General features: G+C 70.2%; 13 protein-coding genes and 1 pseudogene. All 14 read left to right on the plus strand.

The window, feature by feature from the left end:
- The first annotated feature begins 652 nt into the window (after nt 1-652).
- Nucleotides 653-889, plus strand: coding sequence for an AlpA family phage regulatory protein (locus tag RN901_RS14995; protein ID WP_345782390.1), 237 nt, complete (start codon nt 653-655; stop codon nt 887-889).
- A 20-nt stretch (nt 890-909) separates the two neighbouring features.
- Nucleotides 910-1,200, plus strand: a complete 291-nt coding sequence (locus RN901_RS12250; RefSeq protein WP_310758573.1) for a TrbC/VirB2 family protein — start codon at nt 910-912, stop codon at nt 1,198-1,200.
- A complete protein-coding gene (locus RN901_RS12255; protein ID WP_310758574.1) occupies nt 1,200-1,505 on the plus strand; it encodes a VirB3 family type IV secretion system protein in 306 nt (101 codons plus the stop codon). Before RN901_RS12250 ends, RN901_RS12255 begins: the two co-directional genes overlap by 1 nt.
- The gene (locus RN901_RS12260; protein WP_310758575.1) at nt 1,502-3,958 is read left to right on the plus strand and encodes a DUF87 domain-containing protein; all 2,457 of its coding nucleotides are present in this window, start codon (nt 1,502-1,504) and stop codon (nt 3,956-3,958) included. The genes RN901_RS12255 and RN901_RS12260 overlap by 4 nt, the downstream gene beginning before the upstream one ends.
- A complete protein-coding gene (locus RN901_RS12265; RefSeq protein ID WP_310758576.1) occupies nt 3,955-4,794 on the plus strand; it encodes a TrbG/VirB9 family P-type conjugative transfer protein in 840 nt (279 codons plus the stop codon). The genes RN901_RS12260 and RN901_RS12265 overlap by 4 nt, the downstream gene beginning before the upstream one ends.
- Nucleotides 4,791-6,053, plus strand: coding sequence for a TrbI/VirB10 family protein (locus RN901_RS12270; RefSeq protein WP_310758577.1), 1,263 nt, complete (start codon nt 4,791-4,793; stop codon nt 6,051-6,053). Before RN901_RS12265 ends, RN901_RS12270 begins: the two co-directional genes overlap by 4 nt.
- Nucleotides 6,054-6,074: 21 nt before the next feature.
- Nucleotides 6,075-6,974 (plus strand): hypothetical protein, encoded by a 900-nt coding sequence (locus RN901_RS12275; protein WP_310758578.1) that lies wholly within the window; start codon nt 6,075-6,077, stop codon nt 6,972-6,974.
- 13 nt (nt 6,975-6,987) lie between these two features.
- Complete coding sequence (locus tag RN901_RS12280; RefSeq protein WP_310758579.1) at nt 6,988-7,977, plus strand: type IV secretion system protein; 990 nt, start codon at nt 6,988-6,990, stop codon at nt 7,975-7,977.
- Nucleotides 7,978-7,997: 20 nt separating this feature from the next.
- The gene (locus RN901_RS12285) at nt 7,998-8,666 is read left to right on the plus strand and encodes a VirB8/TrbF family protein (protein WP_310758580.1); all 669 of its coding nucleotides are present in this window, start codon (nt 7,998-8,000) and stop codon (nt 8,664-8,666) included.
- A complete protein-coding gene (locus RN901_RS12290; protein WP_310758581.1) occupies nt 8,663-9,598 on the plus strand; it encodes a hypothetical protein in 936 nt (311 codons plus the stop codon). Before RN901_RS12285 ends, RN901_RS12290 begins: the two co-directional genes overlap by 4 nt.
- 292 nt (nt 9,599-9,890) lie before the next feature.
- A complete protein-coding gene (locus tag RN901_RS12295) occupies nt 9,891-10,682 on the plus strand; it encodes a hypothetical protein (RefSeq protein ID WP_310758582.1) in 792 nt (263 codons plus the stop codon).
- Between the two features lie 85 nt (nt 10,683-10,767).
- Nucleotides 10,768-11,964 carry an integrase arm-type DNA-binding domain-containing protein gene (locus RN901_RS12300; RefSeq protein ID WP_310758583.1) on the plus strand — a complete coding sequence of 399 codons (1,197 nt, stop codon included), beginning with the start codon at nt 10,768-10,770 and terminating at the stop codon, nt 11,962-11,964.
- A gap of 110 nt (nt 11,965-12,074) precedes the next feature.
- A pseudogene (locus RN901_RS15000) lies at nt 12,075-12,292 on the plus strand (AlpA family transcriptional regulator).
- A 188-nt stretch (nt 12,293-12,480) separates the two neighbouring features.
- Nucleotides 12,481-14,259: a chlororespiratory reduction 6 domain-containing protein gene (locus RN901_RS12310; RefSeq protein WP_310758585.1), complete on the plus strand. Its 1,779-nt coding sequence runs from the start codon at nt 12,481-12,483 to the stop codon at nt 14,257-14,259.
- Nucleotides 14,260-14,566: the final 307 nt, after the last annotated feature.

Consider the following 14,566-nt stretch of genomic DNA (forward strand, 5'->3'; position numbering starts at 1 on the left):
GTGGGACATTTTACATGCCGACTTCAGGGAAACTTTACATGCCGGGTAACAGGGCCGGTACTTCCGCGACCGTCTCCGGTTCCCGCGGCCGTTCGAGGTCCCGTCCGCCGGGCGGACGACTCCGGTGCGGTCGTCTCCGCACCACGCCTTCCGGCCCGAATCCGAACCTTTCCCTTCGCCGCGTCCTCCCGGACGTCCCCCGCGGGGGTGCTCGGGCGCCGCATTGGCGGCGGCCTCCGGGATCTCCGGGACGACGTGGGATAAGCATATACACCAGATACACTTAGGCGATTTGCTAAGAGTTGACTTCCTTGAGCACACCGCTTCACCGTTACGGGCCCGATGAGACTGGAACGGCCGTCGAATGGCAACGCTGGAGGAGCAATTCAAGACACGGATAGGCGCGTTTCTCGACGACACGGGCATGAGTCCGACGACGCTCGGAATGAAGGCCGTGGGCGACCCGAGCCTGCTGCGCCGGATCGAGCGCGGACGCTCGCCGTCGCTGAGGACGGCGGACCGGGTTCTGGCGTTCATCGGCGACTGGGAGCTGGATCCGGACAGCGCCGGGGCTCCGCCCGTGCGAGCCGGCGGGCCGGGGCCCGCGGCGCGCCCGGGGCAGACGAACCGGAGCGGAGCGGTGAGCGAAGACATGGGCGATGAGCGGACGAAGCCGGCGACCCGTTTCCTGCGGATCTCGGAGGTGCAGGCCCGGACGAGCCTGGGGCGGAGCACGATCTACCGCTGGGCGGCCGAGGACCGCTTTCCGGCGCCCGTCCTGCTGGGGGGGCGCGTGGCGCGCTGGATCGAGGCCGAGATCGAGGAATGGGCCGAGAAGTGGGTGGAGAAGAGCCGGGGCGGGAGCGCCCCGGATGCGACGAACGACTGAACTCCCAAGGAGGAGAGCGCATGAGAACGTTGTCGAGAACGCTGCGAACGGCGGCCTGGAACGCCGCGCTGCTGGTGTTGGCGCCCGGCGCGCTGCTGGCCCAGGGCACGAGCCCGTGGGTCGACGCGGTGAACGAGCTTCAGACGCAGTTCACGGGCCCGATCGCGCGCGGACTGTCGCTGATCGCGATCGTGGTGGGCGGGCTGATGTTCGCGTTCGGCGAGGGCGGGAGCAAGCGCACGCTGGCCGGGATCATCTTCGGGATCGGCATGGCCGTGGGCGCGGTGAACTTCCTCGGCTGGCTGTTCTGATGCGGGGACCGACCCGCTGGCCGGGCTACGCCGCGCTCAACCGCCCGCTCACCGTGCTGGGCGTCGAGCGGCGGCTGTTCCTGCTGGGCGCGACGCTCTCGGTCGCGGTGTGGAACGCGACCGCTTCGCTGATGGCCGGCGGGCTGGTATTCGCCGGCTGCTACGGCGCGGGCTGGCTCGCCGGCCGGAAGGATCCGGCGATGCTCGCGGTGCTCCGGGCGGCGGCGCGCCATCCCGCGCGGTTCGATCCCGGCAAGTGGGCGGCGGAGCCCTGGCACCTGAAGATCCCGGGGGGCGGCAGGTGAGGGTCGCCGGGGAGCTGCGGGCGCATGCGGCGGCGGGTTCGCTGGCCGAGGAGTTGCCCTACTGGGGCTGGCTGGACGACGGCCGCACCTGCCTGGCGCGTTCGGGCGAACTGATCGCGGTCGGCCGCCTGCGCCCCGCCGCGATGGACGGCCGCACCCCTCGGCAGGCCGACCGGGTGCTGAGCCTCTGGCAGCGGCTGCTCTCGGGACTGCCCCCCGGCGCGCGCCTCCAGTTCCACCTGCTCCGGCGTCCGGCCCCGGTGGCGGGCCCGGGCGAGGCGGCCGGCTCCGATGTGGCGGCGCTGTCGGGCCGCAAGCGCCGGGCGTTCCTGGCCGGGCGCGTGCAGCGGCTCGAGGCCTACGTCGTCTGGTCGCACGGGTCCGGCCTGCGGCCGGCCGCCAAGGCCGCCCGGCCGGGACCGCTGTCGGCCCTTGCGCGGCTCGGCAAGCGCCGGCGGAAGGAAGCGCCGGCGTACCTGGCGTCGGAGATCGAGGCGGCGGCGGGCCGGTTCCGGGCGATGGTCGAGGCGGGCCGCTCGCTCGTCGCCGAGCACACGCCCGTCGAGGTGCTGGGGGCTCATCGAGCGTCCCGGCTGCTGTCCGAACTCGTCAACCGCCCGGGCACGCCGTGGGACGGCGCCACGGGCAGCGGCATGAACTGGCGGCTCGCGCTGTCGGAGCTCGAAGCCGAGCGCAGTCACCTGAGACTCGGCGGCGAGCCCGTGATCCTCTACTCGCTTCTCTCGCCGCCGGGCCAGGCGCACGCGAACCTGCTCCGCGACCTCTACCGTCTCGATGCGACGCTGACCGTCTCGCTCGAGTGGCGGCCGTGGACCACGCAGGCGGCGCGGCGCCGGATCCGGGGCGCGCAGCGCCACTACTTCTCGCGCCGCTACTCGATGATGTCGCACGTGCAGGAGACGCAGGGCACGGCGGCCGCGATGGTCGATTCGGCGGCGGCGGCCGAGTCGGACCGGCTGGGCGCCGCGCTGGTCGAGCTCGAGGCCGACGGCGTGGCCTACGGCGAGGCGTCGCTCACCGTGGCGATCCACGGCGAACTGGACGACACCGAGCGGCTGGACGGCGACGTGCGCCGGCTGTTCGCCGCGCACGACGCGAAGGTCGTGCGGGAAGGCTACGGCCAGCTGCCCGTCTGGTTCGCGCGGCTTCCGGCCCAGCCGCCGAGGCGGCAGATCCGGACCGTGTTCGTCTCGGCCGGGCTCGCCTCCTGCATCGCGCCGGTGTTCGGGCCGCCGACGGGCTCGGCCCGGAGCCGGCACCTGGGCCGCGAGTCGCTCGCCGCGTTCGAGACGCCGTGGCGCACGGCCTACCACTACGACCTGTTCCGGGGCGACGTGGGCCACACGCTGATCCTGGGCGCGACCGGCTCGGGCAAGAGCTTTTCCCTCAACTTCCTCCTGGTCGAGTCGCTCAAGTACTCGCCCCGGGTGCTGATCCTGGACCTCGGCGGCTCCTACCGCTGGCTGACCCGGTTCCTCGGGGGCTCGTACCTCGAGCTCACGCCCGGCGGCGAGGCGGAGTCCGGGCTCCGGCTCACGCCCTTCGCCCTGCCCGCGGGCACGCGCACGTTCCAGTTCCTCACCGGCTGGGTGCTCCGGCTGCTCCGGCTCGGCGGCTACGAGCCGGGCGGCGCCGACACGAGCGAGATCCGGGAGCGCATCGAGGACCTGTACGCGCTGGAGCCCGGGCGGCGCACGCTCGGCGTGCTGGCGGGCTCGCTGCCTTCGGCCATGTGGCCCGCGCTCAGCCGCTGGACGGAGGGCGGCGTCTGGGGCGCCCTCTTCGACAACGCGCCCTCGGGCGGGGCGGACCTCGCGCTGGGCGACTGGCAGGTGATCGACCTGGCGGGCGCGGCCGAGCACGCGGATCTGTGCGAGGCCGCGCTCGCCTACCTGCTCGAACGGATGCGCCTCGAGATCGAGGACCCGGCCGAAACCGGGCGGCTCAAGCTGATGGTCGTGGACGAGGCGTGGCGCTACCTGGCCGATCCGGCCGTGCTCTCCTACCTGGCCGAGGCGGCCAAGACGTGGCGCAAGAAGAACGCCGCGCTCGTGCTCGCGACCCAGTCGGCCGTGGACGTGTCCGGGACGGCGGGCGCCTCGGCGCTGCTCGAATCGATCCCGACCAAGCTGTTCCTCGCCAACCCCGAGCTGCCGGACGAGGTCGGCGACCTGTTCCGGCTGAACGAATCCGAGGTGCCCCGGATCCGCGAACTCACGCCCAAGCGCGAGCTGTACCTCCGACGCCCGGAGGAAGCCGCGGTGCTCCGCCTCGAAGTCGACCCCGAGAGCTACTGGCTCTACACCTCCTCGCCGCTCGACGCCGAGCGCCGCGCCGGGGCCGTCGAGCGGCACGGACTCGCCAAGGCGCTGGAGGTCCTGGCCAACACCCGCACACCCCACTCCCAACCCCGAGAGGACATGACGCCATGAGGCTCCACACCATACCGATCGCTCTGGCGCTGCTGCTCGCCGCGCTTCCCGCCGCCGCCCAGGAGCACAAGGCCGCTGCACAGTCCGAACCGGACGCGGCGTTCCTCCGCGTAACGGCCGCCGGGGACGGCGGCGACCGCATCCATATCGTCCGCGCGCGCGTGCGTCATACGACGGTCATCGTGCTTCCCGCCGCCGAGCGGATCCTCGACTTCGTAGCGGGGGATTCCGAGTACTGGCACCTCACGGGTGCGGCGAACGTTGCCTATCTCAAGCCGCTGGCCGAGGACGCGGCGACCAACATCGCGCTCGTGTGCGAGTCGGGCCGCATCTACTCGTTCCTGGTCTCGGAGCACGCCGACGAGCCGCCGCACCTGGTCGTCCGCGTCGAAGCGGGCGCCGACACCGCGGGCATGTCCGGCGCGGGCGCGCCCGCGTTCGTCGCCCGGACCGAGGTCGCGGCCTACCGGGAGATGGCCGCCGAAGCGGCCCGCGCGGCCCGCCGGGCCCGGGCGGCGGCGGAAGCCGAGATCGAGGCGTTCCGCGCCTCCTATCCCGAGCGGCTCCGGTTCGAGTACCGGCTGGACCGGGATGCCTCCGAGCGGCCGTTCCTCGTCGAGGCGATGTGGCACGACGGCCGGTTCACCTACCTGCGCTCGCACGCCCAGGAAGCGCCCGCGCTTTATGAACTCAGGGACGGCGAGCCGGCGCTCGTCGCGTTCGATCTGACCGAGGACGGCCTCTACGTCGCCCGCCATGTATTGGGCGACGGCTGGCTCCAGATCGGGGACGAGCGCGCGGGCTGGCGGTTCGAGCCCGCGGAGGCGCGCAGGTGAGCCGCTGGAAACAGTGGATCAAGGAGCCCAAGGGCGCGCTGCCCGGCGGGATCGTCACGAAGGCCGGGGTCGTGCTGATCGCCGTGCTCGTCGCCGGCATGCTGTTCTCCTCCTCGCTCACGGGTCCCGACGAGGACCCCATGGCCCCAGCCGCGCCGGAGGCGCAGGCCGTGGACCATCGCGCGGGCCGCGCGTTCGAGGGGCGCCTTCGCGCCGAGGCGGAGCGCCACGCCCAGCAGGCCGCCGCGGACGAGGCCCGGGCCGAACAGGAGCGCAGGCAGGCCGATGCGGACGCTGCGGCCGAAGAGGCCGCGGCCGGGGCCGCGGCGCGGGCGGCCGGAGTGAGTGGAACGGGCGGCGGGGTGGTCGGCATGGCCCAGGCCGAGCACGAGCTTCGCGAGGCGCTCCGGCTGGAGGAGATCGAGCGAAGGACGCGCTCGCTCCGCGCGCTTCCCGTCGCACGGTCGCACCGGGATCCGAACGAGAGCCGGGATGGTGTGCGCCCCGCCGAACCCGAGGCGTCCGACGCCGCGCTCGACGCGATGCTCGCGTCCGTCGAGCGGTCGGTCGCCGCGCTCGAGGCGGAGATGCACGGCGGACTGGCGGGCCAAGGGGTTCTGCCGAGCTCGCCGGGAGCCTCGTTGCAGGGCACTCGCGTGCCCGGCACGCCGGAGCCGGGAATCGCCGTCCAACCCACGGACCCGCCCGGCTGGGAACGGATCCGCGAGGGCTCGTTTCTGGAGGCCGTGCTTCTGACCCAATTGTCGGGCGAGTTCCCCGGCCCCGTGCTCGCCATGGTGTCGGTGCCGCTGTACTCGGCGGACCGCCAGCGGGTGCTTGTCCCGCGCGGCGCGCGCGTCGTCGGGACGGCCCTGGCCGTAGCCAACCGCGACCAGAGCCGCCTGGCCGTCGCGTTCCACCGGCTGCTGCTCCCCGGCGGCGGCTGGATCGACCTCGAGTTCGCCGGGCTGAACCAGGCGGGCGAGGGCGCGCTCAGGGACCGGGTGAACCGCCACTACCTCTCGACGTTCGCGGCGGCGGGCGCCGTCGGCGCCATCAGCGGCCTCACCCTCTCCGGGGCCTCGCCCTACGGGCTCCGGGCGGGCGTCGGCCAGGGGCTCGGAGGCAGCGCCACGTCCGTTCTCGACCGGTTCCTCAACCGGATGCCCGAGATCACCATCCGCGCCGGCCACCGGCTGCGCATCTGGTTCACCTCCGACGTGCTGGTCCCGAGGCCCGGGGCCGCTCCGATCAACTGACCCCAAGAGGAGAACGCCTTCGTGCGATACCGAACCCTCTCCCCCGTCCTGCTCGTCCCGTTCCTGCTGCTCGCGGCTCCCAGGCCCGCGAGCGCCCAGCTCGACTTCGGCAGCTGGGTCCAGCGCGCCACGATCATCGCGAACCAGATCACGCAGATCCGAAACCAGGTCCGCGAGTTGCGTTCGATGGCCAGCCAGCTCACGGAACTGGAGGATCAGCTGAAACACATGGAGCGCGCCGCGCGCGGCGAGATCGACGCGCTGCTCGCGCCGTTCTCCCGGCTCGCGGCCGAGCCCGCCGGGCTCGTTCGAGACGGCCTTGCCTGGGGATCCGACTTCCAGGGCGCGGCCCGCGAGACGGTTGACGCGGTCCGGGGCTTCGGCACCGGTGGCCGCTCGTTCACCGGGCTGTGGCGGAGCGCGCAGAATGCGGCCGACCGCGTCAGCGAGGCCGACATCCTCGCGCTGTTCCGCGACCTTCCGCCCGGGGTGGCGTCGCGCGCCGCCGACGACTTCCGCCGCGCCCGGGAAGCCGCCGGCCGGCAGCGCGTGCTCGACTACGCGACCCTCGACGCGGCGGCGGCGCTCGCCGAGACCGTCGAGAGCGCGCAGGGCTCGTTCGCGGGGCTTACCGCGAACGGCAACCTGTCCAACACCGCCTTGCAGCAGGCCCAGGTGGCCGCGGCGCTCAGCCAGGGCCGCATCGACGCGGCCGTGGCCCAGGTGCTCGCCCACGAGGCCGCGCGGGAGGCGAGCCGGGCGCGGCTGGCCGAGCTCGACCGGCTCGACCGGCTCGCCGAGTGGCGGGAGAGCCGGGAACGCGCGAACGCGATGGCGGTGACGATGCGGGACGCGGCGTCGCTGAACCGCGCCACGCTCCGCGACGGGCTCCGGCTCCGGGTCCCGTCGTTCTACCGGTAGGGGCCCGCACGCCATGCAGCTTCCCCCACAGTCGATCGACCCGAACGTCCCGGCGCAGATCCCGGCCGACCAGCTCCAGGACTTCAAGAGCTTCCTGGACATCGTGCTCGACACGGTCGTCGGCGGGGCCGCGCCGGACGTGCACGCGCTCGGGCTCCAGCTCTGGGGTGGGCTTGCCGCCGTCATGGTGGCCTGGACGGGACTCAAGATCGCGTTCAGCGGCACGTTCCAGCCGTGGGCGATCATCCAGCTCGTGATCGGGATCGCGATCCCGCGCACGCTGCTCCACTACTACGTCGTCCCGATCCCGGGTGTCGGGCTCACGTTCCCGGCCATGGTCGCCGCCGGGGGGATCTGGCTCCAGGACCTGTTCATCTCCGACGTGGTGTCGGCCGGATACGCCGAGATGACCGCGCTCGTCCAGGCCTACGGCGCGCACCTGAGCGCGGCGTGGTCGAGCGGCAGCGTGCTCTCCATCATCACCGCGGGCCTGAGCGTGCTGTTCTCCTCGCTCATCTCGCTGTTCCTGGGCACGTCGCTCGTGTTCTGCCTGCTCCTGCTGTTCTGCATCACCTACGCGCAGGTGATCTGGGCGCAGGTCGCCATCGCGATCGTGATCCTGCTCGGCCCGGTGTTCATCGCGTTCCTGATCTTCGAGCCGCTCGCGTTCCTGTTCTGGGGATGGTTCCGCACGCTCATGGTCTACACGCTCTACGGCGTCGTGGCCGGAGCCATCCTGCGCGTCTTCATGGGCGTCGGCATGGGCTACATCACGACCTATGCCGACGCCCTCATGGGCACCGGCACCGCCAGCGCGGGCGAACTCTGGCTCTGGGCCGTCGTCCTGCTTCCGCTCGTCGTCTGCGGCCTCATGGCCGGCCTCAAGGTCGGCGAACTCGCCTCGATGCTTGTCTCCGGCTCCGGCTCCACCGGATCCGGGTTCGTCGCGCTCGTCATGCGCAGTGCCGGCACCGTGGCCGCCCCCGCCAAGCCACCCGTCTGACACGCAAGGAGATCGGCCCAATGAAACGAGACAAGGACGCCGGGCGCGAGTACGCCGAGATCTGGGGCGAGACCGTCCGGGCGAACCGGAAGCTGCGGACGATCCTGATCTTCCTTTCGGCGAGCTGCGTGCTCGGCGTCTTCGTGCTGCTCCGCATCGCGGGCACCGAGCCGCCCAAGCCCATCGTCGTCCGGGTCGACGAGGTCGGCCGCGCCGAGGCGCTCGCCTACGAGGCCGCGACCGCGCAGGCCGATCCGCTCGATCCCACCACCAAGTATTTTCTCAACCGGTTCGTCTCGGACTTCCACTCGCGGCGCCGGGCGACCGTCCAGGAGCAATGGACCCGCAGCCTCCGGTTCCTGTCGACCGAACTCGCGAACGCGGCGTTCGCGCGCGACGGTGACGAGGTCGCGGGCGTGGCGGCCGGGACCGCGGAAACCGAACGCCAGGTCGAGCAGGTCGTGCTCCGCATCCACCCCTCGCCCGAGCCTCCGCACGGCGCGACCGCCGACTTCGACGTCGTCCACCTCGCCGGCGGCCAGGAGGTGCGGCGCGAGCGCTGGTCGGCCGCGCTCCGGTTCGAGTTTTTGGAGACCATCCCGCCCGAGCTCGTGGTCCACAATCCGATGGGCCTCCTCATCACCTACCTCCAGGCCGACCGGGCGCTGGTGACGGGGGACGAGCGATGATCGCGCATCTCAATGGCCGCGAGAAGGCGCTGGCGTCGTTCGGCTGGACGGGGAAGCAGGCCGAATGGATCGCGCTCGTGTGCCTGCACAGCGGCGTGTTCACCCGCGCGCAGTGGGCGCGGTTCGCGGACGCGCATCCCGAACAGATTCGGCGCGGCGTGCTCTCGCTGATCGAGCGGCGCGTCGCGAGCGAGGAGACCGAGCCCGGGCTGGCCGGCATCGGCCGCGTCTGCCGGATCTTCGGCCGCCCGGTGTACCGGGCGCTCGGCGCCGAGCACATCCGCCACCGGCGCGGCGCCTCGCCCGAGGTCCTCATGCGCCGCCTGCTCTCTCTCGACTACGTGATCGAGCACGCGGATCTGCCCTGGCTCCCGACGGAGCACGAGAAGGTCGCGGCGTTCGAGGCGCTCGGGCTGGATCGCGAGCTCCTGCCCGTGCGCGTGTACCGTGGCGCCGCCGGGGAGACCCGGCGCCATTTCCCCGTCAAGCTGCCCGTCGCGCTCGACTCGGCCCGCGCCCTGTTCGTCTACGCCGACCCCGGCCACGACACCGCCACCGCGCTCCGCTCCTGGGGCACGGCGCACCGCGGGCTATGGCGCGCGCTCGCCAGGCTGGACCTGTCGGTCGAGGTCGTGGCCGTGGCCCGAACCGCCCGGGAGCTCGAAAGGGCCCGGCGCGTGATCGCAGGCTGGGCCGAGCCCGCCGGACCCGGCGACGCCGGGCCCGGGATCCGCGACGAACTCGCCCGGATCGAGCGCGCGATCGTCCAGGGCGCGGTCCACGTACTCGAGGAGTTCGGGGGGCTCCAGGCCGCCCTGAAGCGCAGCATCGAGCTCGAAGCGCAGGCGCGCCGTGAAGGCGCCGGGCGCGGATCGATCCACCGCGGCGCCGCATGGCGGACCGCGCGCCTCAACGGGGTCCGGTTCCGGTGACCGGCCCCCGCCCTATGCCCGTCCGCGGCGTGAAAACGACGCGGGGGGTCGTTTCACGAAACAGCGCTCCGGCGATTCACGCCGGGCGTTCCGCTTATCCGCTTGCCCGGCGGGGTGTTGCGGCCTCGCGGCCCGCCCGTGCGTTGCCGGACGGGCCGCTGCGGCCGTGGCGGGAGCGACCCCCCTCGCCAGAGGCTCGGTACGGCGTAGCGGCGAGCGTGTTTTCACACCCTCGCCGCCACGCCTGGGTCGCTCCCGCAGCATCGATCCCTCCGGGAAGGGTGTCGCAACGATGAGGCCGTGGACGCTCGTCCTCATCGGAATCGCGCTCGTGGCGCTCGGCTGGCGAGCGTTCCTCGCGCCGTTCCCCGGCCCGGGCGGCAACCCCTACCTCGACCTGATCGCCGACCGCGATCCGGGCCTGCACCGGGCGATCCACCTCTGGCACTTCCTCGCGCCCGGCGTGGCCGTGTTCCTGGCCGGGTCGATCGCGCTCTCCGTCTCACGCGTTTGGATCCAGCCGCGGCGGGGACGCGGAGCGCAGGGGCAGCTACCCGACTGGCCCACCTCTCCTGAGGACGAGACGCCCTCGCTCGTGATCGGAGAACTGCACCACCCGACCGTGGCCACCGAAAGCGTGCGGCCGTCCTGGCTCGTCATTCCCGAGAAGGGGCTCTACACGGGCATGCTCGTCGTCGGAGCCGTCGGCACCGGCAAGACGACCGCCTGCATGTACCCGTTCGCGCGGCAGCTGCTCTCTTGGCAGGCCGATGATCCCGCGCGGCGCGCGGGCGCACTCGTGCTCGAAGTCAAAGGGGACTTCTGCCACCAGGTGCGCCGCATCCTCGACGACGCCGGGCGCGGGGACGACTACCTCGAGATCGGGCTCGGCGGCTCGCTGCAATGGAACCCGCTCGACGATCCGCTGCTCGACTCCTACTCCATGGCCTACGGCGTGGCCTCTCTCATCAACCAGCTCTTCGGCAAGTCCCGCGAGCCGTTCTGGCAGCAGGCTTTCATAAGACAGGGCGATCCAGATAGATATCATATCGTCCATAACTCGCTTGAATACATTGGATTATGATGAGTAGGGAGCGTGAGATACGATCCGCCGCTGTTCCTCACCGTCTCCTTGCATCCGCCATGTGATGGCTGATATAATGGTAGGTATGCCGCTCCCGAGACGACCTCCGAAACGCAAGCCGCGCGGTCGGCATCCGCACAACGCCCTCACGCCCGCCTTCGTCCGCAACGTGAGCCGGGCCGGACGGTACTGCGACGGCAACGGCCTCTATCTCGATGTCCGGCCCACGGGCAGCCGGGGCTGGATTCAGCGCCTCACGATCCGGGGCCGCCGCACCGAACTCGGGCTCGGCGGATACCCCCTGGTCTCGCTGAAGGAAGCCCGCGAGAAAGCGTTCGCGAACCGGAAGCTGGCCCGCGAGGGTGGCGACCCTATGTCCGAGAAGCGGCGGGTCAAGTCGGTGCCCACCTTCGCGGAGGCGGCGCGGAAGCTCCGGGACCAGTTAAGTCCGGGTTGGCGCTCCCCCTACCATGCCCAGCTGTGGCTGAAGAGCCTGGAGCGCCACGCCTTTTCCCGAATCGGCGAGATGCCGGTCTCGGAAGTGACGAGCACCGACGTGATCGGGGTTCTGGCTCCGATCTGGCACGAGAAGGCGACCACCGCCCGGAAGCTCCGCCAGCGCATCCGCGCGGTCCTGGACTGGGCCGTGGCTATGGAACTCCGGCCGGACAACCCATGCCACCGGATCGGCCCGGCGCTCGGCTCACAGAAGTACGCTGTGAAGCACATGAAGGCGCTGCCGCACGGGGAGGTCGCGTCCGCGATCAAGCAGGTGAAGGCGTCCAGTGCGTGGCCGGTTGTGAAGCTGGCGTTCGAGTTCCTCGTGCTGACGGCGACTCGCTCAGGCGAGGCCCGGGGGGCCGCATGGAGCGAGATCGACGAGGACGCGGGAGTGTGGACCATCCCCGCGGGGCGCACGAAGACGAACCGCGAGCACCGCGTCCCGCTCAGCGGGCGTGCGCTTGAGATTCTCGACGAGGCGCGGTCGCTCCGTCGAGCGGGCGGTCCCCATGTATTCCCGAGCGTGCGCGACAATCCGGTTGACGGCACCTCGTTCTCCAGAACGCTCCGGCGGCTCGGGATCGCGGCCGTGCCGCACGGGTTCCGGTCGTCGTTCCGGGACTGGGCCGCAGAGGAGACCGACCACCCCCGCGAGGTGGCGGAGGCGGCGCTGGCGCATGTGGTCCGGAATCAGGTCGAAGCTGCCTACCGGCGCACGGACCTGTTCGAGCGGCGGCGTCGCCTCATGGACGATTGGGCCAAGTATCTCGCCGGCGACTGAGGTCCGGGTAGGGGACAGGGCTCGCGTTCATGTCCGGGGACGACAGGACCCAAGGACCGGATGATTCCGGGATCGACTATTGATAGAAGGAGAACGGAGCGATGACGAGTATGATCGAACGGAAAAGGCTGGGGCAGGTGCGCTTCCTGCGGTTGCCGGAAGTGCTAGCCTGCACGGGCCTGTCGCGGAGCACATCTACGTGCGGTTGGAGCAAGGGCGCTTCCCCCGGCCGGTCTCGCTGGGATCGCGCGCCGTGGGCTGGGTCGAGGCCGAGGTGGACGAATGGATGCGCGAGCGGATCGCAACGAGCCGCAGCAACGCGGAGTGAGGACATCACGGGCAGAGCGGTTTCCGACGGTCGGGCTGGGGAGATCGAGTAGGGACACGCCGCAGGCTCGCCTTTGGAGCGACCGGGGCCTTTCTTGATCGTGGGGAGAACCTCCGCGAAGCTTGTTGGCACGGCTCCACTCGAACGCTCCCTCCCGACACGCTAGGCCAAACTCCGGGGATTCCCTTATGAAGCTCACCGTCACCAACCCGGAGGTTCTGGACTGGCTCGTGGACATGCCAGCCGGCCTAATGCCCTTTCGCCGGGTTGGCGACTCACGACTGATTCTCGTCGTGAAAGCCTCGCGAGAGGTGGCTCAAACGGCCAGAGTGCGCGGCGGATTCCGCTTCTACTTGGTTCCTGTCCATGTCGACGGCTTGGCTACGTACGGGCTGGTGACCGCCTTCTTCGACGACCACGAAGAACCCCTGGTGATCCGGACGCCGCTCGTCAACGCGGAGATCCCGCGAAACTTGGTGGGGCTGCTCTCGTCGGCCTCCTTCTACGTCCACTTCTTCGACGAGCATAATCGGGAACTACTGGGCGTCCGAGTTGAGAACCCCGACGCTAATCGCTTTCGCGTGCTCTCGGATGCGATTCGCTTCGTGTCGCCAACCCTCGATCAAGCGCGCCACGTCCTCGACGCGATGCAATCCCGGTTCGGCACTCGCACGCGGTCGGACGACGCTGCTGCGTTCCCTATTCGTCTGCGGGAGCGGCTGTTTCCCGACAGCTTGGAAGAGAATGTCGAAAACCCAGGCGATCTCAACGAACCTGACATCGCCATGGCCCTGCATCGCCCGTTCAGGGGTGACCAAGTCTTCTCGAATCCGATGCGGGCCGACAACGGACGAGAATTCGTGGACGTCCTAGTGGCGACGACCAAAACCCTGCTCCTGATTCAGGCCAAGGACAGCCCAAGCACCGAGTCGGGACTGACTCGGACGATTAATCGCAAGAAGGCGACTGCCGAGGACCACGTCGAGAACGCGTCCGCCCAGTTGAAAGGGTCCATCAATCACCTTCGATCTGGCCAGTCCATTGAGATCGTCACCGAGGGGAAGCGGCGTCGCGTCTCCATGTCCGGGCGCGATGTCTTCGGGCTCGTCATCGTCAAAGAGCTGTTCGATCCAGAGCGGCCAGTCTGTAGCCCACCTGTCCTTGCCGTGTTCGACGAGACGGGCATTCCCTGCCTACTCCTGGACCATACCGAGTTTCAACAGCTCACGTTCTTCCAGACCACCGAGGACAGCTTCGTTGGGGCGCTGGAGGAGATGTTCTCCGCCGCCCGTGCGGAGGGCGCGTTCCCACGTAGCCGATTTGGCCTTCGTACAGGGAAGACGGTGGTGTACGATCCAACCGGAATCGGGAACGTACCGGACTCGACTACGCATGAACGGGTTCACGCGGTCACTGACGGGAGCCACATCATTGCCGCTCCCACATCGGGCCGTTGGGTAACCGACGAGGCTGCTGGCAAGGGGTTCCGGGAAGATGTGGGCGCCGATTGGCTTCGCGTGGTGGTAGACCGCTCAGACGTGGAAGCGCTCGACGTGTCCGGTACGGCGGAAACCCTGTCGCGCGTCCTCGCTGACAGGGACGCCGTCGAACGGTATCGGGGTAGCGTAGACTTGGCCTTTTTCGGTTACACCAACGACCCGCGAGAACTGCGCGACATCCCAGATGTGCGGCGCTTCTGCACTGAGTTGGACGACGCATTCCCCTATTGGTTCTACTTCCTTTCCACGGACGGAGGGACGCTGGGGGTGATCGCATCTTGCCTGTGTTCGGTCACGCCGGTGAGGCCAGGCGTCGTCAGCTTTGGTCCTGACCTGCCTGATTTCGTGAGCCGTCATTACCAAGCGCTGAATTGGCTATTCCATAACTACTCTCTGGACGAGAGGCTCAACGTCGAGATAAGCGGCAAGGTCTTCGAGTACTTCGGACAGTTCGAGCCGGTGCAATAACGCCCGAAACCTCCGTCGATGCGCGTAGCGTCCGACCGATTCCCGCTTCCGGGACTCCGCTACCGGCTGGGCCCATGACCCCGGTCCGGCCCCGGCCTTCGTATCCTTTCCAGCAGTTGCCGCGTCATCTCCACCTGCTCCGTGGCCCTGCGCCGTAGGTCCTGGAGTATCCGGTCAAGTCCGTCACCCGCCCGCTCAGCCGCTCGACTTGCCGCTGCAAGGCTTCGACGTGCCGCCGCAACGCTTCGATCTGTCCGGAGTGCCGCCGCTGTTCCGTTTCGTACTGCTCGGACAACCTTTCCAATGC

This window comes from Candidatus Palauibacter soopunensis, assembly GCF_947581735.1.
Taxonomy (GTDB): domain Bacteria; phylum Gemmatimonadota; class Gemmatimonadetes; order Palauibacterales; family Palauibacteraceae; genus Palauibacter; species Palauibacter soopunensis.

Excerpts from the sequence above, each read along its gene's own strand:
- RN901_RS14995 (WP_345782390.1), top strand. The coding sequence starts at position 653 with ATGGGCGATGAGCGGACGAAGCCGGCGACCCGTTTCCTGCGGATCTCG.
- RN901_RS12250 (WP_310758573.1), top strand. The coding sequence starts at position 910 with ATGAGAACGTTGTCGAGAACGCTGCGAACGGCGGCCTGGAACGCCGCG.
- RN901_RS12255 (WP_310758574.1), top strand. The coding sequence starts at position 1,200 with ATGCGGGGACCGACCCGCTGGCCGGGCTACGCCGCGCTCAACCGCCCG.
- RN901_RS12265 (WP_310758576.1), top strand. The coding sequence starts at position 3,955 with ATGAGGCTCCACACCATACCGATCGCTCTGGCGCTGCTGCTCGCCGCG.
- RN901_RS12280 (WP_310758579.1), top strand. The coding sequence starts at position 6,988 with ATGCAGCTTCCCCCACAGTCGATCGACCCGAACGTCCCGGCGCAGATC.
- RN901_RS12285 (WP_310758580.1), top strand. The coding sequence starts at position 7,998 with ATGAAACGAGACAAGGACGCCGGGCGCGAGTACGCCGAGATCTGGGGC.
- RN901_RS12290 (WP_310758581.1), top strand. The coding sequence starts at position 8,663 with ATGATCGCGCATCTCAATGGCCGCGAGAAGGCGCTGGCGTCGTTCGGC.
- RN901_RS12295 (WP_310758582.1), top strand. The coding sequence starts at position 9,891 with ATGAGGCCGTGGACGCTCGTCCTCATCGGAATCGCGCTCGTGGCGCTC.
- RN901_RS12300 (WP_310758583.1), top strand. The coding sequence starts at position 10,768 with ATGCCGCTCCCGAGACGACCTCCGAAACGCAAGCCGCGCGGTCGGCAT.
- RN901_RS12310 (WP_310758585.1), top strand. The coding sequence starts at position 12,481 with ATGAAGCTCACCGTCACCAACCCGGAGGTTCTGGACTGGCTCGTGGAC.